Annotated in this window: 8 protein-coding genes; 5 read left to right on the plus strand and 3 right to left on the minus strand. The window is 65.2% G+C overall.

Annotated elements, in window-relative coordinates:
- Positions 1–47: 47 nt before the first annotated feature.
- The 5 genes from LQD00_RS18190 to LQD00_RS18210 all read left to right on the plus strand — a co-directional run bounded on the left by LQD00_RS18190 (position 48) and on the right by LQD00_RS18210 (position 12,858).
- Positions 48–3,836, plus strand: coding sequence for a GTPase (locus tag LQD00_RS18190; RefSeq protein WP_232718536.1), 3,789 nt, complete (start codon positions 48–50; stop codon positions 3,834–3,836).
- Positions 3,833–5,383 (plus strand): GTPase domain-containing protein, encoded by a 1,551-nt coding sequence (locus LQD00_RS18195; RefSeq protein ID WP_232718538.1) that lies wholly within the window; start codon positions 3,833–3,835, stop codon positions 5,381–5,383. Before LQD00_RS18190 ends, LQD00_RS18195 begins: the two co-directional genes overlap by 4 nt.
- A gap of 83 nt (positions 5,384–5,466) precedes the next feature.
- Positions 5,467–8,277, plus strand: a complete 2,811-nt coding sequence (locus LQD00_RS18200) for a PD-(D/E)XK nuclease family protein (protein WP_232718540.1) — start codon at positions 5,467–5,469, stop codon at positions 8,275–8,277.
- 1 nt (position 8,278) lies between these two features.
- Positions 8,279–11,521, plus strand: a complete 3,243-nt coding sequence (locus LQD00_RS18205) for a UvrD-helicase domain-containing protein (RefSeq protein ID WP_232718542.1) — start codon at positions 8,279–8,281, stop codon at positions 11,519–11,521.
- A 38-nt stretch (positions 11,522–11,559) separates the two neighbouring features.
- Positions 11,560–12,858 (plus strand): hypothetical protein, encoded by a 1,299-nt coding sequence (locus LQD00_RS18210; RefSeq protein WP_232718544.1) that lies wholly within the window; start codon positions 11,560–11,562, stop codon positions 12,856–12,858.
- Positions 12,859–13,091: 233 nt separating this feature from the next.
- On the opposite strand, the gene LQD00_RS18215 is transcribed toward LQD00_RS18210, so the two are convergent.
- From LQD00_RS18215 to LQD00_RS18225, 3 genes are all read right to left on the minus strand, one after another.
- Complete coding sequence (locus tag LQD00_RS18215) at positions 13,092–14,786, minus strand: HNH endonuclease signature motif containing protein (protein WP_232718545.1); 1,695 nt, start codon at positions 14,784–14,786, stop codon at positions 13,092–13,094.
- A gap of 94 nt (positions 14,787–14,880) precedes the next feature.
- Positions 14,881–16,311, minus strand: a complete 1,431-nt coding sequence (locus LQD00_RS18220) for a plasmid pRiA4b ORF-3 family protein (RefSeq protein ID WP_232718547.1) — start codon at positions 16,309–16,311, stop codon at positions 14,881–14,883.
- 119 nt (positions 16,312–16,430) lie between these two features.
- Positions 16,431–17,033, minus strand: coding sequence for a YdcF family protein (locus LQD00_RS18225; protein WP_232718549.1), 603 nt, complete (start codon positions 17,031–17,033; stop codon positions 16,431–16,433).
- Positions 17,034–17,044 lie beyond the last annotated feature (11 nt).

Consider the following 17,044-nt stretch of genomic DNA (forward strand, 5'->3'; position numbering starts at 1 on the left):
CCGGAGGGTGGGGGAACCGCCTTTGGAGTCAGAAAACGGGTTGGTGAATGACTTCCGAACAGACGTCCCTGCAAGACGCCGTAGGCGGTGCGGTTGAACGAGGTCGCGCGGAACTGTCCCTATTGGATGACGTCGTAGACCGCCTGGTGGCCGCGTTCGCTAAGACCGTGGACGAAAGCGCGGATAACGCGGGCGAGCAGCCTCCGTTGATCCGAGAGCTCGAAGACATCGTTCGGGGGATACCCCGTGAGCTGCGAAAACACCTCGACCGCGAACGGGACGCGCTCGGAACGTTCAACATTGCGTTCTTCGGCCGCACAGGAGTGGGTAAGAGCACTCTCCTGTCGGCGTTTGGCGAACTTGACGGCAGTTATGTATCGCCCGGAGCGAGCGACTGGACGACCGACGTCCGGCACATCGAGTGGCGCGGCTGCCGGCTCTACGACACTCCTGGGATCAACGGCTGGGGTAGGACCGAGAGTCGTGATGACCTCGAGCTGAGGGCACGAAGAGCCGTGGAGATCGCTGACATTGTGCTCCTTTGCTTCGACAACCAAAGCCAGCAAGCCATGGAGTTCGCGAAGATCGCCGACTGGGTCCGCGACTACGGGAAGCCGGTTGCGGTAGTGCTCAACGTTCGCAATCCGCGATGGCGAGACACGATCAAGGTTCCGAGGAGACGGCGGAAGAACCTGTCCGAATCGGTTCGCCAGCACGCTGACAACATTCGGACCGAGCTCGCGAACATCGGGCTGCCGGACACCCCCGTCGTCGCGGTGCATAGTCGGCGTGCCCTCTTCGCACGGGCAGCCACACCTTTTCACGGACCGGGCCGAGAGGACTTCCTTCACGAACGAGAGGAGTTCGGGACCGAGACGCTTACGCGCTGGTCGAACTTCGAGACTCTGGAACGGTTGATCACCGCGGCGATCGTAGAGGGCGCCGCGGACCTGCGTCTCAACGCGCTCCGCGAGGATGTCCGGGCGCGCTGCAAGCAGTCGGCCGAAGAATTGAGCCGGCTGGCAGGAGCGATAGAGAAACAAGCGGATGCACTCGATCGCGAGATCGAATCCCTGTTCGCGACCCTCGGGTATCCGGAGGGTGAGGAACGGCAAAAATGGCTGCAGCCCGCGGACGTGGATCTCGTCGCAGCTGCGGAAGCGACCAGGGGACGCCCGTACACGTCCCCGGCCAAGGGCTCGTTGGATCGCTACGTCCGGTACCTCAGCGGCTCTCATCTGGCGCAGTGTCGCCGGAAGGCGCGAACCGCAGCAGATGAGCTGATTGAGAATGCGTTCAACGACCATCGAACCATCGATGAAGCAGAGTTCACGAAGGCCGTGTTCGACGAATCTGCGATCCGAACGGCCGTTGACACAGTGTGGACCGACCGGCAGACGTTCCTCGAGCGCGAAATCGACATGGCGACTGGCCAGCAGTCTGTGCTGGACCATTCTGCGACCGCGCGTGCCGCTGCCATCCGAGGTTCGGACGGCAGCGGGGCGGCGGGCAAGTTCGTTCAAGGTGGGGGCATTGCCGTCGGTCTCGGTGCGCTGGCGGTGCCGGTTGCGATCGCGAACTTCTGGAATCCCGCTGGCTGGGTCGCCGGTGTGGCTGTCGCTGGCGTCGGAGTCGCGGGTCAGCTTCAGCAGCGCTTCGGTAAACGTCTGAGTGAACGGTCTGAAGAGGCCGCGCGCAAAGCGCGAGTCGAGGCAATCGCGAATAGCCACCGCGCGGTGGACCAGACCTTCGATGACTACGAGGATCTCGTTGTCCGTGGGAGTCGTGAAGCGGCGTGGGTACTCGTGTCGGAGTCGGCCATCGAACTGCTCACGCAAACAGTCCTTCTCCGAAGGGCACACGGCCGGGTCGAGAAGTTGGTTGACGCGCTGAACGTCGGCGCTAACTCGATCGGGGCTTCTCGTGCGCCGAAAAACGTCCTCCTTCGCGCGCAGGAGCAGGTCGCCGATACCCGCACCAACCTGACTCGAGTCCTGCTGGGAGAGGACTGGCTCGACAGCGTTGATTCCTCAGGACAAGTCCTTCAAGTGGACCCCGGCACTCGCGTCCTGTATGCGGAGCGGAACGGATCAGACAAACGCAGGTTGTGCGACGCGATCATTGAAACGTGGGCGACACCGCCGATCGAGAGCATCAGAGCCTGGCGGGATGAGGTCGAAGCGGAGGCGCTGAGAGACTCTGGGCTTCTTGAAGTGACACAGTCGTTTTCGGGTGTGGTGCGCGCGAAACCTGTCTTGTCTGTCTTCGGTGACTACAATTCAGGTAAGTCGTCATTGATCCGCCGTATACTTCTCGAGAACGACGTGCGTGCGATCGAATCGATCGACATCCGCGCGGTCCCCGCAACCGAAGCGCCCGACCGATACGAACTGCCCCGATTCGACCTCGTCGACACACCTGGACTGCAGGGCGGAGATCCCGCGCATGCGCAGCACGCGGTCCAGTCGGCTGTCGAGTCGGCGCTCGTCTTCGTTGTCGTCCACATCAATCTCCTCGTCGGCGACACCGAGCTCTTGGAGCAACTTGCGCGTGGTTCGTCTGAACACGCTGCCAAAGGCGGGCGAATGGTGTTTCTTATCAACCGGTGTGACGAGCTGGGCGCGGACCCGCTGACGACGCCCGACACCTTTCTCAACCTAGCGCAGCGGAAACGCGAGGAGCTGTGCGCGGCTCTCGCACGGCGCTCCATCGACGTCGGGGCCGACCGGATACATGTCCTGTCTGGAGATCCGTACGGACTTGCGGGCGGAGACCACGAACTCGACAAGCATGATTTCGACGGGAACAGAGCTTGGGACGGTGTCGGTGCATTGATCGAGGCCATCGCGGAGCTGCCTGAAGACGTCGTGTCTTCGGCCAAAGTGGCCGCTGCTTTCGACACCGCTGTTACGGCGCTGAAGCGCCAGATGCGTGATCTTCATCGTCAGCGGGACAAAGCCAACGCTGACATTCATCGACTCGAACCACTGTTGGGTGCTGTGCGGGCAGCCCATACGGATGCATCGATCATTTCGGATTCTCTCCGCGAGCGAGCTCACAGGATCGTCCAGCGTCTTGCATCGGACGCGAAGTCAAGAGTCCACGGGATCGACCGAAAGGGTAACGCCAAACTGAAGGACCTCGTCGAAAGTTGGTGGCGGGAGCCACAAGTCGAAACGGAGTTGGAGCGGTACCTTGATGAGGCGGCGAAGACAATCGACGAATGGCGCGGTGAGCACGAGTCGGCCATCGGACGCGAGAGTCGTTCAGCCCAGTTCGAGGTGATGACCGGTGACGGCGTCGGCTTCCAGACCGCCGACCGCGACTGGCTCGACGACATGGCCGAGGGTGTGGGCGAGACGGCCGGGAACCTCGCGCCCCTGGTGAAAGCCTTTGGTAGCCGCGACGCGGTCTACCAGATCGGTAAGCAACTCGGCCACAAGTTCAAACCCTGGGGCGCGGTGAAGGGCGGAGTAAAGGTGGCGAGGGCCGGTGCTGTCCTAGCGGTCGTTGCCGCCGCGGCCGATGCCACGGCGATGGCGAATGATGCGCGCAAGTCTAACGAACACCAGAATCAGCTGGCGCTTGCCATAGAGATGATCGACAAGCGCGCTGAAGAACTAGTGGCCGGCATCGTGGACGGTGACGAGGAACCCGGTCCCGTCCGATTCCTTGTTGAGCGAATGGCAGAGCTCGACGCGCTACTTGACGAGCATCTCCAGCGCACCAGGGTGTTTCAGAACCTTGTGGGTTCTGCGTCCGCCCGAGCGCGCAGAGTGGAGGCGTTACTGGACTCCGCGGAAGAACTGACCGGCACAGAAAGTAGGCGTGCGTGAACCAGATCGACATCACCGCAGTGCGAAAGTGGCTAGAGCACATCCCCGGTGGCTCGCTGGCCGAGCGGTATGAGACAGAGTGGACCGCGTTCGAGCGACTGGATCGTCCGGTGGTGACTCTCTTCGGCGCGTATGACACGGGTAAGAGTTCGCTCCTGCGTCGTCTGCTCATCGATGCGGGAGCCCAAGTTCCCGAATGGCTGACGATTAGCGCGCGCCACGAGACTTTCGAAGTGAACAACGTGGAACTCGGCGGTTGTATCGCACGAGACACGCCGGGATTCGTGGTCGGTGCGTCTGATATTCGCGCCCAGAACAACTCCGAACGTGCGCTGGCAGCAGTGGGATTGACCGACATCGGGGTTGCAGTTCTGACACCGCAACTGGCCACCGCTGAGCGCGATGTCCTTCGGGAGGTCGCTTCCGCCGGATGGCCAAAGGGTGCTCTGTGGTTCGTCATCTCGCGTTTCGACGAGGCTGGCGCGAATCCTGAGTACGACGTCGATGGGTACCGTGAGCTCGGTGATCGCAAGGTGCGTGAACTTCTCGACGTGTTCGATCAGGTGGATCGTGAGCGTGTGTACGTCGTGGCCCAAGACCCTTTCCAGACAGCGGGTCCCGACCTCGACGTGGGTCGCGAGGAATGGGATGCCTATCGAGACTGGGATGGTATGCGCGAACTGGCTAACGCGCTCGAGCAGATCCCGGCGGCGTCGCTACCGGAGCTCCGACGCGCAGCAGGTCAGCGGTACTGGAAAGCGGTTGTCTCTGAGGTTCTTTGGGAGTTGCACGGTCGGCTGGCCGAGTTCACGGCCAGTGCCGAGGTCGCGTCGCATGGCGTGGCACGACGCAACGGTTGGTTGAGTGAGCTCGAAGTCCTGGACCGAGCAGCGCGCGCGGACCTTAATGGGCTCGTAGAGGAGGTCTTTCATCGGTCACGGACAGCGCAGGACCGTTCGTCTGAAGATCTACTGCGCGAGATCGAGATCGCCCTTGATCGTTGGTTCACGAAGCATGAAGCACGACTCCAGAGACTGAAACAGTCGATCGGCAAGGCGGGCGATCGGGATCGTGCCATGCCTTCGTGGGATGGCTTTGCCTCGCTTGTCGCTTCGATCGACTCGGCGCCGACCGTCGATCCGAACAGTGGATACTCGCGTCACGTAGAAGACCTGGGGCCGATGTTGATCGCCTTGCTGAAGGCGACGCAGGGTGTCCAAGAGAAAGCCTCTTCTGCAAAGGGTTCCAACCACATTGCGCAAGGTGTTGCCATCGCGGAAGCGGCCTTTCCCGTCGCACTGTACATAGCGAAGATCGTGGATGACCGGAATGCCGCCATGTCGGGTGGCCAGGGTGCAGCTGCCTCCAGCCTGACGGAAGCGGTGAGTGAATGTACGCGCCAGGCACTCGATGCGTGGGCCCCGTTCGTCGAAGACGTAAGGGCATTGATCGACGCTGAGTCGGGTGAGCAGGTGGCGCTCGACGAGAGTCTGCGACGGATCGTCCAAGACTTGGATACAGCGGTACAGGAGGGAAGTAACCTCTGATCGCTCTTCGTGCGCTTGGCGGCCGCCGGCGGTGATTCCGCAGGTTCGGTCACGATGTCACACCCACCAGGCATGATGACCCCATGCCCACCGTGATGGACCAGTTGGCGGAGGCGGTGTCCCGCGCCAAGTCCGGCTCACCGCTGACCCAGGTCACCGTCGTCGTGCCGAGCCACGGCTCCGGCCGGGACGTCCTGCATCACCTGGCGCGGACGCAGGGGGTGGCCAACACCAGCGTCCTTACGCTGGCGCAGGTGGTGGACAAGCTCGCCGCACCCGCGCTCGCGCCTCGCCAACCGTTGCCGTATCCGCTCCTGGAGGCGGCGGTCCAGAAAGTTCTTGCCGACGCGCCGGGCGTCTTCGCCGAGGTTGCCGACGAGCCGATCACGTCACAGGCTCTCGCGAGCGCCGCCTGGGAGCTCACCGGGATCGCCGAGCCGGCGATGCCGTCGCCGACGCCCCTCGTCGCCGACCTGCTGCGCATCCATCGCGCCACCACAGCGGGATTGACCAGCGCGTATTACCTTCAGCACGAGGCGTATTCGGCTGCCGCCGAACGGCTCGACGATCTCGGGTCGGTGATCGTCCATCACCCGGCCGCTCACACGCCCGCCGAGCAAGCCCTTCTCAGTGAGCTCCAGCGCCGAGGCGAGACCATCGAGGCAAACATCCGCGTCTCACCCACCCAGGTCATCCACACCTCCGACGCCGACGACGAGATCCGCGCCGTCGTCCGACTGGTCCGCAAACACCTCGCCGGCGGGGTTCCCGGCCACCGTATCGGCATCTTCTACGGCACCGACGACCCCTACCTTCCGCTGCTCCACGAGCACCTCACCGCCGGCCACATCGCGTTCACCGGACCCGAATGCCACACCCTCGTCGACCGTCCCACCGGTCGCGCACTACTCGGATTGCTGGCACTCGACCACGACACGATGCCCCGGCGGGAACTGTTCACCCTCCTCGCCGAAGGCGCCCTCCGTCGCCCCGAACTCGACGACACGCCGATCTCACAGCCCCAACTCGAACGACTCACGCGCAGCGACGAACCCATCGTCGGCGGCGCCGACTGGGAGCGCCTCACCCGCGTCGGCGCGCACGAGAAACATCACGCCAGGGCCGCGGCCGTCCACTCCTACGTCCGTCGGCTGCAGGCCGACCTTCGCGCTCTCGTCGACGCGCCGGACTGGGCCACCGTCGCCGAACATCTGAACGCCCTACTTGACACCTACTTTCGCACGCCGAAACGCGACACCGCGGCCGCAGACCTCGCCGCGATCCGTGCCGACTGCGCGGGAATCGCTCTGATGGACGGCATCGCACCGCAACCCACCGCGGCTCGGGTGTTCGACGCGGTCTCGATTCGGCTGAACGCGCACCGAGGCATGCACGGGACGTCGGGTGCTGGCGTGACGGTCGCGCCGATCGCATCGGGGGTCGGTCGCGACCTCGACGTCTGCGTCGTCGTCGGTGCTGCGGAGGGCATCGTGCCCACACCCCGCCGCGACGACCCGCTTCTCCCGCCGGAACTGATCGGCATCACCGCCCGCGATCACATGGAGCGTCAACGCCTCGCCTTCGCCGGTGCCGTGAGTGCCGGGCGCGCCGAACGGGTCGTCACCTTCCCGCGCGGCAACCTGCGCGGCGGCGCCGAGAAGGTACCGTCCCGCTGGCTGCTGCCGGCGCTGGCCGACCTCGCCGGCCGCGACGTCGACGTCGTCAACTGGCAACGCGCGACGGAGAATTCACCGCAGATCGTCGCAGTCGACTCCTTCGACGTCGCCGCCCAGCGCGCCGACGAGCGCATCGGCGCCTCCGCCGCCTCCGCCACCGAGTGGCGTCTCCGCGAACTCGCCGCCGTCCCAGCAGACAGTCGTCGCGGCGCGCTCGACGATCCGATCATCAACCGTGGCATGCACATGCGCAGCGACCGCCTCAACGGCCGCTTCACCCGGTTCAACGGCAACCTGTCGTCGGTCAGCGAACTCATCACCACCTTCGATCAGCCGGTGTCGCCGACCGGCCTCGAACTGTGGGTGCAGAGCCCCTATCAGTACTTCCTCGAACACATCCTGCGGCTGCGTGCCCTCGACGACCCCGATGAGATCGCCCAGATCGACGCGTTGACGCGGGGGACCCTGATCCACACCATCCTCGAGCGGTACGTCCGCGCGACGATGGATGGCGCAGAGCTCGACCTCGCCCGCCTACGGATCGTCGCCGCAGAAGTTCTCGACGAGGCGCAGGCCAACAGTCCGGGCTGGCTCGAACAGCTGTGGGCCAAGGACCGCGGCACCATCATGCGCGACCTGGACGAATGGTTCACCCACGACCACGCCGACGCCGCCGACGGCTGGCAGCCGACGCACGCAGAGGCGGACTTCGGTCTCGACGCGCACGGCAGTCACGAGGTGTCACTGGCGCTGGGCGAGCACAAGATTTGGTTCCGCGGGCAGATCGACCGCATCGATCGCCACCACGGTGGACGCATCCGCGTCACCGACTACAAGACCGGCAAGGCCGACAAATACAAGGACCTCGCCGAAAGCACACCCACCAACTCGGGTTTGCAATTCCAGCTCCCCGTCTACGGCCTGTTCGCCCGCACCTTCGGCGCCGACGTCGAAGCCCGGTACTGGTTCATCACCAGCAAAGGCAAGTTCGCCTCGGTCGGTTACCCCGTCACCGACGACGTCGTCGCCACCCTCATCGACGACATGACGCTCGTGCACAAGTCGATTGGGGCCGGCTACTTCCCGCCCAAGATCGAAGACACCCACTGGGACCTGCCCGTCATCGACCTCCTCGGACGTGCCGGGCTGCGACGCGCCTGGGCCGCACTGGAACACGTCGACGAACTGTCCGACTACGTGCAGAAGTACGGAGGCTGAGATGACCGCAACACAGCTCGCCGACCAGGCCGCGCGCGATCGCATCACCACCGACACCGACGCCACCCTGTTCGTCGAAGCCGGCGCCGGCAGCGGCAAGACCCATTCGCTGGTCGGCCGCATCTGTCACCTCGTGCTGCACGACGGCATCGAACTCGATGCCATCGCCGCCATCACCTTCACCGAGAAAGCCGCGGCCGAACTCCGTGAACGCGTGCGTGTCGAGCTCGCCAGACACGACACCGACCGTGCGCGAGCCGCTCTCGAACAGATCGACACCGCGGCCATCGGCACGCTGCACGCGTTCGCGGCCCGCATCATCGGCGAGCATCCCCTCGAAGCCGGTGTGCCCCCACGCATCGCAGTCGTCGACGCCATGGGCTCCCAGCTGTCCTTCGAACGCCGCTGGCGCCGCATGCGCACCCGACTGTTCACCGACGACGCCCCACCCATGCTGGTCGACGCCATGGGCATCGTGATGGCGGCCGGCGCATCGCTCGACCAGATGCGCACACTCGCCGACGCATTGGACCGCAACTGGGATCGCCTCACCCTCGACGACAACCCACAGGGCATCGCACCCGCCGACATCGACCGCATCCTGTGGGAGACCGACGCCATCATCGACAAGCTCGACGATTGTCTCGATCCGGAGGACAAACTCGCGGTCAAACTCGAGGAACTCCGCGAATGGCGGATCCTGGTTGCCGCCGAACGTGATTCCTTCGGATGGGTCCCGATGGTGGACCTGTGCCCGAAGCTCGGCAACGTGGGTCGGGGGTCCGCGTGGCGCGGTGGTGTGGCGCAGTGCAAAGAGATCAAAGCCGCCGCCAAGGCGCTGCGCGAGGAGATCTGCTCCGACGTGGTCGGCACCTACGTCGACGGCGCGGTGCGCGTGGTGGTCCGCCACCTGTCGGAGATCGTCCTCGACGAGGCGCGCGAGCGGCAACGCAGCGGACAGCTCGAATTCCACGACCTGCTCGTCCTGGCCCGCGACGTACTCGGAAAGCCGGAGGTCGCCGCAGCCGCCCATCGGCGCTACCAGCGAGTCCTCCTCGACGAGTTCCAGGACACCGATCCGCTGCAACTCACACTGGCACAACGCATCGTCGCCGGTCGAGACGAAGCCGGTCGGCTCTTCACCGTCGGCGACCCGAAACAATCCATCTACCGCTTCCGCCGCGCCGACATTGCGGCGTACATGTCCGCGCGGGATCGCACGCCGCCGGCCGACGTCGTGCAGCTGACCACCAACTTCCGGTCCACGCGTCCCGTCCTCGACTGGGTCAACGCCGTCTACGGCCGGCTCATCGTCGCCGAGCATCACGTGCAGCCGGACTACACGCCGCTCGACCCGGCCCCGGGCCGACCCCGCTGGGACCTCTCCTGGGGGCCCAAGCCGTTCGTCTTCCCCGACACCGAGGAACCCGTCGACGACGAGGACGCACTCTCGCCGGCTGAAGCCCTCCGCGCACGCGAGTCGCGCGACGTCGCGAGGATCATCGCCACCGCCGTCGAGAACGGCTGGCGCAAGGAGACATTCGATGGCGATGCGTATGAGCATGTCCCATTGCGCTGGAAGGACATCTGCATCCTTATCCCGTCGCGGGCGGTACTGCCGTTCCTGGAGAAGAGCCTCGACGCCGCGGGCATCGAGTTCCGTTCGGAGGCATCGAGTCTGGTCTACTCGACCCAAGAGGTACACGACCTCCTCGTCACCTGTCGCGCACTTGCGAACACCGCCGACGAGGCCGCCCTCGTCGCCGCCCTGCGTACCCCGCTGTTCGGCTGCGGTGACGACGACCTGCTCCGCTGGAAGGCCGCCGACGGCCGATGGAGCATCTACGCCGATGCGCCCACCACAGAGTTGGCCGAGTCGCCGGTGGCGGCCGCATGTGCATACCTGAAGGCTCTGTCTTCGGAACTGGGGGACCTGAACCCGGGCGCACTGCTGAGCCGCCTGGCGACGGATCGTCGGGTGTTCGAGGTGTCCATGGACTCCCCCCGTCACCGCGACGTCTGGCGACGGCTCCGCTTCGTCATCGACCAGGCCCGCGCCTGGTACGCCGAAGATCGTGGGTCGCTGCGCGACTACATCGACTGGGCCGCCACCCAGGCCGACGAGAACGCGCGTGTGGCCGAGACCGTCCTCCCCGAGATCGGTGTCGACGCCGTGCGCATCATGACCATCCACGCCGCCAAGGGTTTGCAGTTCCCGATGGTCGTCGTCGCCGGTATGAGCGGCGGATTCCGCACCCAGCCCGAACCGCTGCTGTGGGACGAGGACGAGAAGCTGCAGGCATGCGCGTCGAAGAACGTGGCGTCGAAAGGGTATGCGGCAGCGGCAAAGATCGAGAAAGCGCATGCCGAGGCGGAGAAGAAGCGCCTGTTGTACGTCGCCTGCACGCGCGCCGAGAGTCACCTCGCGGTCTCCGGATACGTCGGGAAGAACGCATCCTGGGGAGCCGCGCTCGCACCCGCGCTGGAGGGTTTGCCCAACGACGTTCCGGAGCTCGTCGAACCGGTCAGGCGCGACGACGAAGCGATCGCCCAGCACGAACGACAGGCCTGGGTGGACTGGTCGGCGGAGACCTCTGCGATCGAGACCGCTTCGACGGTCCGCGTCTCCTACTCGGCAACGCGGATCGTCCATGGCGGCGATGACGCCGAAGACGTTGTGCTGCAGAGCTACCGGGACGCCGGACTGCTGACAGTCCTGGAACCCGATCAGGTCCCGGCCGGCACCGCGAGCCCCGACAGCGGCGCGACGCTGGGTACCGCCCTGCACGCGCTCCTCGAACAGGTGGCCCTGGGAACCGCCGTCGACGACGAGTTCGACGAGACCGCCCGGCGCGCGGCCGCACTCGCCGGCGTCGTCGACGTGGATCATTTCGTGGCGCTGGCGCGGTCGGCGTTGCAGTCGGCGCCGGTTCAGCGAGCTGCCGTCCGCGAGCATTGGAAGGAGATGCAGCTCGCCGGTCCTGGACCCGACGGTGCCACCGTGGTCGAGGGCATCGCGGACCTGGTGTACCGCGACGACGACGGTTCGTTGGTCATCGTCGACTACAAAACCGACGTCGGAGTTTCCGCCGACACCATCGAGGCGTACTGGGCGCAACTCGCGATATACGCCGATCTACTGCGAAATGCGACTGGGGAGAGAGTGTCTCGGCTGGAGCTGGTGTTCTGTCGGCCCCGGCAGGCGACCGTCGTCGAACGCGCTGTGCGGAGTACGAAGAGGTAGAGGACGAGGACGAGGCAAGTCCGAAGCAAGGAGACCTGATGGAGAACGACGACTGGGACGCACTTCGAGAGAGTGCGTCAAGTCTGGTCGGCGAGGTGTTGGGCGCGGCCGGATGCGCAGGGAGCGCTTCGGTCGAATGGTTCCAGATCGGCTCGGAATATGAGGCCGCCGGTCCGTACCGAATTGACCAGTCCACGAGAGTAATTGGCCTCAACTGCGACATGGTGATGGAATGGCTCCGCGGCCTGTCCTGGAAGGAGGCTGAAGAACGCTTCGCGGCACTCGCACTGCGCGCGGCCGCTGCCTTGCAGTTCGGCCCGCCGGCATACGAGTGGCGGGAAGCTGCCGAGCTGCACGTCCGTTCCGAACAGGAGCAGGGGCTCGACGAGGATTATGCTCGGGCCTTCGCTGCGGCGAACCAGATCCTCGAAAACCACCGGTTGGATCAGCGTGTCCGCGATCTGGTTCCCGGCGCCGGTACTCGCCTGGCGGAGCTTGTCCAGTTCGACCTCGAGTCGCATCCGACATTCGACCTGTACCCGCGAGCCGCGATCGTCATTGGTCGACCGGACCTTCCGAACGAACTCTCCCAGCCTGCGATCGACGAGTTCGTCGACCGATTCGGCGTTGACGAGGCCCATCAGTTGGCGTCGATTCTCGCCGAGTATGTCGCGCTCGAACCCGATGCAGTGGACGAGATGGTGGACACAACGGCGAGGCTGGTGTTTCAGGCGTTTCCTGAAGCGATGGGCCTCACGATGGCTGACGCGGACGTGGAGTCCGATGACCTCTGGCCTCTTCAAGGCACGCTTTCAGAGGGCGGCGGAATCGACTGGAACGACTTCGAAATGTTCGTTGTGTTGTCACTCGCACGATTCAGCGGCGAGGCCGGACTCGACTACGGGGACGCTCTCCTGATCGGGTTGGACGGGAACCCCTTGATCGGCCGACGCATCGGCGCATGGGCTCGATCCGGTGAGATCGACCTCGACTTCACCCAGACGGGCTTCGATGATGACGCTGTTCGAAAGCTCTTGGCACGCGGCTGGGAACAATTCGAGAACGCGCCCGAAAGCTTCCACAAGACCGTCACAGTTGGCGACGCGGCAAAGGTCGCCGCTGAGTTCAACTGGCTGCTCCGTGACCTTGTCGGGCTTCCGAGTACGAGCGGACTGGAATTGTGGGGACGCGAGTCCGCGTTCGCCGCCGCCGCTACGTTCGGCTGGACGTCCGACACTGACGATCCTGCCCCGGCCCCTGCGTCTCCTGCTGAGCAACGCGACGGGCCGGAGGGCGAGCCTCCTGAACGAGCGCCGCGCGGACGGGAGTTGCCTTAACCTCGACGCCCGCATCAAACGCGACCCGGCGCTGGTGGTTGCACACGGCGGGGAACCCGACGCCGGTGTCATCGATCTGCTCGAACAGCGCTGGTCCGGCGACAACGCCTACAGACTTGACGAAGCCATCCGTGCCAGCGGAGTCGAATACCGCTTCGTGAATTACCCCTGAGCGGATTCATTACTTCGGCGTTCGGAAGCCGGCCTTCAGCCGCCCACTCACTTGTTCTGTGTCAGAACGGTGGTGGGTTGTTGGTGTCCCATTCGGCTTGTTGCCGACGATGGGTGTCGGTGCGGTGTGCGCGCTCGTCGGTGAGTCGTTGCCGCGCCGGATGATCGGGTGGCTGGGTCTTCAGCGACGCGAACAGGTCTCGCCCGGTGTACGGGTTGCCCAGGTAGGTGTGGCCGGTGGGGGCTTCGAACCACACGGCGAGGTACTCGTCCTGGGAGTCGCGCCACCTGCCGAAGGTTTTGATGCGGTGGTGGAACCGGCACAACGGTTTGAGGTTGTGTTGGAGGGTCTTTCCGCCGCGGTCGGGGTGGCGGTGGTCGTATGGGTGGGTGTGGTCGAGGTCGACGGTCCACACCGGTTGGTTGCAGCCGGGGAAGGTGCAGCACAGCTCGCCGGCCCGCACGAGAGCTTGCAGTTTCTTGCTCGGCACGTAGGTGCTGGCGGCTGCCGCGGCCCGGGCGTCGGCGTCTGCCGGGTCTGTGCGCGCCCCGGTGGGGATGAAGGTGTGGACCGCGTCGGCGAAGAGTCGGCGCATGGTGTGGGCGTCGATCAGCCCGTGGCCGTCGAGCATGCCGGGATCGTTGTCGAACCCGACCAGCGTCGTCAGGTTGCCCACGATGTGATAGGTCGGTCGGGGTGCGCGGCAACTGGTGCAGGTGCATGTGCAGTCGCCGGTCGGCTCCGGGACCGGCGCGTTGTCGTCGGGTTCGGTTGCGGTGGTGTCGGTTACGCCCGGTACAGCAACGGGGGTGGGCTGGGGTTCGGGTGTTGCCGCGTCGGCGGGTTCGGGGGTGTCGAGGTTCTGCTCGGCCGGCGGGGGTGCACAGTCGGGGCACTGGCAGTCCAGGGTTTGCTTGCCGTGGGCGAGGGCGAGTAGGGCGTCGGCACGGCGCTGGGGCATGGTGCGCGGGTCGCCGGTGTGCACGCCGGTGGCCATGGCGGTCAGCTGGGCGTTGAGGGCGGCGGCATCGGTGTGGGGGAAGTGTCCGGTGATGCGCGACTGGCCGGGCTGGTGGCGGTCGGGTCGGATGTTGACTCCGCGGTCCCGGGTAGCCTGGTCGTTGCGGCGCTTGACCGCTTCCGGTGCCTGCCTGTGCACGATCTGGTCGACCAGTGCGGTGAACCGGGTGGTGGACATGGGGTCGCGCGCCAGGATTGCCTCGGCCAACGCGGCGTCCACCATGGGCATGGTGGCGTCGTCGACGAAGTCGGTGCGATTGAGTGCGATCATGAACCGGCGCAGATCGATCCGTCCGCATGCCAGGGTGGTGCCGGTCAGCGGAAGCCGGTACCGCATGGCGTCCCCGGTGCGGATGAGGCCGCGGGCTTCCGCAGCGGTGATGGTCAGCGCGGCACCGAGTTCGGCGGTGGCTTGTTCGAACCCGTTGGGCCCGAACTGTTCATACGGGTCCGTACCGGCAACCACCTGGGCTGTCTTGTCGAGGAGGTCGTCGACGGATCGTGCTTGTCCGGAGTGGATCTCACTGCGGCGCAGTAGGTATTCTTCTTCGCGCTGTTCGTGCAGCAGGCTGGCGGCGATCAGCGTGCGGCAGGTGTTGGCGGCGTTCATCGACGCTGAGTACGCAGCCGTGCTGACCAGAGCTTCGGCCGAGAGTCCGTCCAGGGGTTTGAACACGTCGAAGCCCGCGTCGGGGAGATCCCCGCCGGGGTCGATGGTGCCGAACTCGAAAGCCATGAAAACACCATACGAAAGGGGTCTGACAAAACCTGTCGGCACTACTCCCGCGGATCGTCAGGCGCGAGAACTACTTTCGGTAGTAGACGCTGGGTCAGCGATGGTGGATTGCGCGTCGCGCGATCTCGATGGCCGTCGGGCTCATTGTCAACCCTCGGAATCCCCGTTCCGGGGGCGAGACGGCTTCGAAGAACTCGTAGATTCCGTTGTCGAGGTCATAAAGGTCGTACTTCTGGATCGGGCGCCCGTCCGTGCCCTGCCAGCGATACGCGGTGAGCAGCGCGCCGATCGTCTCGAGTGGCATCTCGTCGCCGGGTTCGGAGGCCGCGGCGAAGAAGAGCATCAGCAGGCTCGCGTCCTCGGTGAACCGATCCATCTTCTGGTTCAGCAGCCGATCGGCGAGATGATCGGCCAGTGCCTGCGGATCGTCGGCGAGCCTCTTGCCGACTCGCGTCGGCAAGAGGTGGCCTTTGTGCTTGCGTAACAACCCCATCCGAAGCAGGGACTCACGAAAAAGCAGCACCGGCGCGCTCTGGACTTCTCGATTCTTGGCACCGAAGAAGTACTTCATGGTCGGCAACACCTTCGACGCCGCGACCACGTCGGCCGGCTTCAGGTAGCCGGCGGAGGTGAGCGTGAAGCCTTCATCACGTGCTCGGCGCAGGAACCACAGGTAGGGGAGCAGGTCGGCTTCGAGCTGGTCGCCCGTCGCAATAGTCGATGAGGCCAACCGCGTTGCGCTCGCCGTCAGGGCTCCGGACCCGTCGAGCGGTTGAACCCGGTACAGCAGGTCGCCGAGCCGTGCATCGACTCCGGTATCGACAAGCGAGAGAACGGGATCGCTGAGTGCGGCGTTCACCTCGTCGATGTCGAAATGTGCGGGGTCGTCGACAACCCCGGCGAGTGACTCCGCGTCGGTGATCCCGCCGCAGTCCTCCGGCGGTGCAGCTCGCCGACCGTCGACGCAGCGGGCCCACGGTGTGTCCTCCGACATCTCGTGGACGCTTTCGACCTGCAGGGTCAATTCCCAGCTGTCGCCGTAGTCGTAGACGTAGCGCAGGACGTCGCCTTGATCGTGGAGCGTCTCGTCGAGCCGGACCTCGGCGACCGGTGTGCCCACCTCCTCGCCTTCCTGCGCGTCGAACGGGCAGAGGAACAGTTCACTCCTGCGGTCGAATGGGCTGCCGCCCAGGGCAAACCGATAGAGGTGGTAGTCCAGCCAACCGAACGCCGCTTGAATGATCCGGTGCAGGTCCTCCAGGGAGACATCCGAGCGGACGTCGAGGCGGCGCCAGATGGGAGGTCGCGCCTCGTCGAGATCCACGCGGATGCGGAACACGACGGTCTCGGCGAGCGGTTCCTTGCGATGACGAACCGACGGAGGCCGCTCGAACCTGTCCGCGGCAGTTCTGCTGAGCTGGTTCAGCAGCGCGGGCAGTTCGTTCGGTTGCAGGCCCGAGAGCATCGACTCGAACTGGCGACGCAGTTCGTCGGCATCGGGCGATTCGTGGCCAGGATCGTGCATGCTGCCCAGCGTAGGGCAGACCCCAGTTCCCGCGGTGTCCATTTCCCTCCCGCTTATTGAGCTCAATAAGCGGGAGGGAAACGGGTGGGTGGGAGGGGGACCGCCTCTGAGGGGAAGTGTCATGCGTACGCCGCCCGGAACGTGAGCCGGGCATTCTGGGCCTTGGCGGCGTCGCGGAAGTTCTTCATGGCGCGTTCCATGTGGAAGCCGTTGGTGACGATGAGCGCGCCGGAGGCGCCCATGCCCTTGAGCATCCGCACGGTGTTCTGGGCGTTCTGCACGGTCGAGGTGGAGGCGCCCTCGTTGACCATCTGCCACATGGGGATTCCGCGGCGGATCAGGCCGAGGTTCATGAACTGGGCCTCGGTGATCGGCAGCCAATGGGTGTCGCCCCCGGAGACGATGACGCGGTTGAACGGGTGTTGCTTGGCCAGCTTGGCGGCGACGTTGAGCCGCTGGGTCATGATCTGAGGGGTCTGCCCGAACTGGCCGAACTTCGCACCCAGGACGACGATGTAGCGGGCTGCCGGGTTCTCCCACAGGAACACACTGTTCGGCGTGCCCAATTCGGAGCTGCCGAAGTCGACGCTGCCGAAATCCAAACTGGTGGCGGCTGATTCGATCTTCGCAGTGCTCGTGTCCCCGGTGGTGGTGACGGCGACACCGGCCATCGTCACCGCCGCGGCGACGGCGATCGCGGGCATCATTCTTCTCAGACGCATGCCCTCGGAGT

It is taken from the genome of Gordonia metallireducens (assembly GCF_021245825.1).
Lineage (GTDB): Bacteria > Actinomycetota > Actinomycetes > Mycobacteriales > Mycobacteriaceae > Gordonia > Gordonia namibiensis.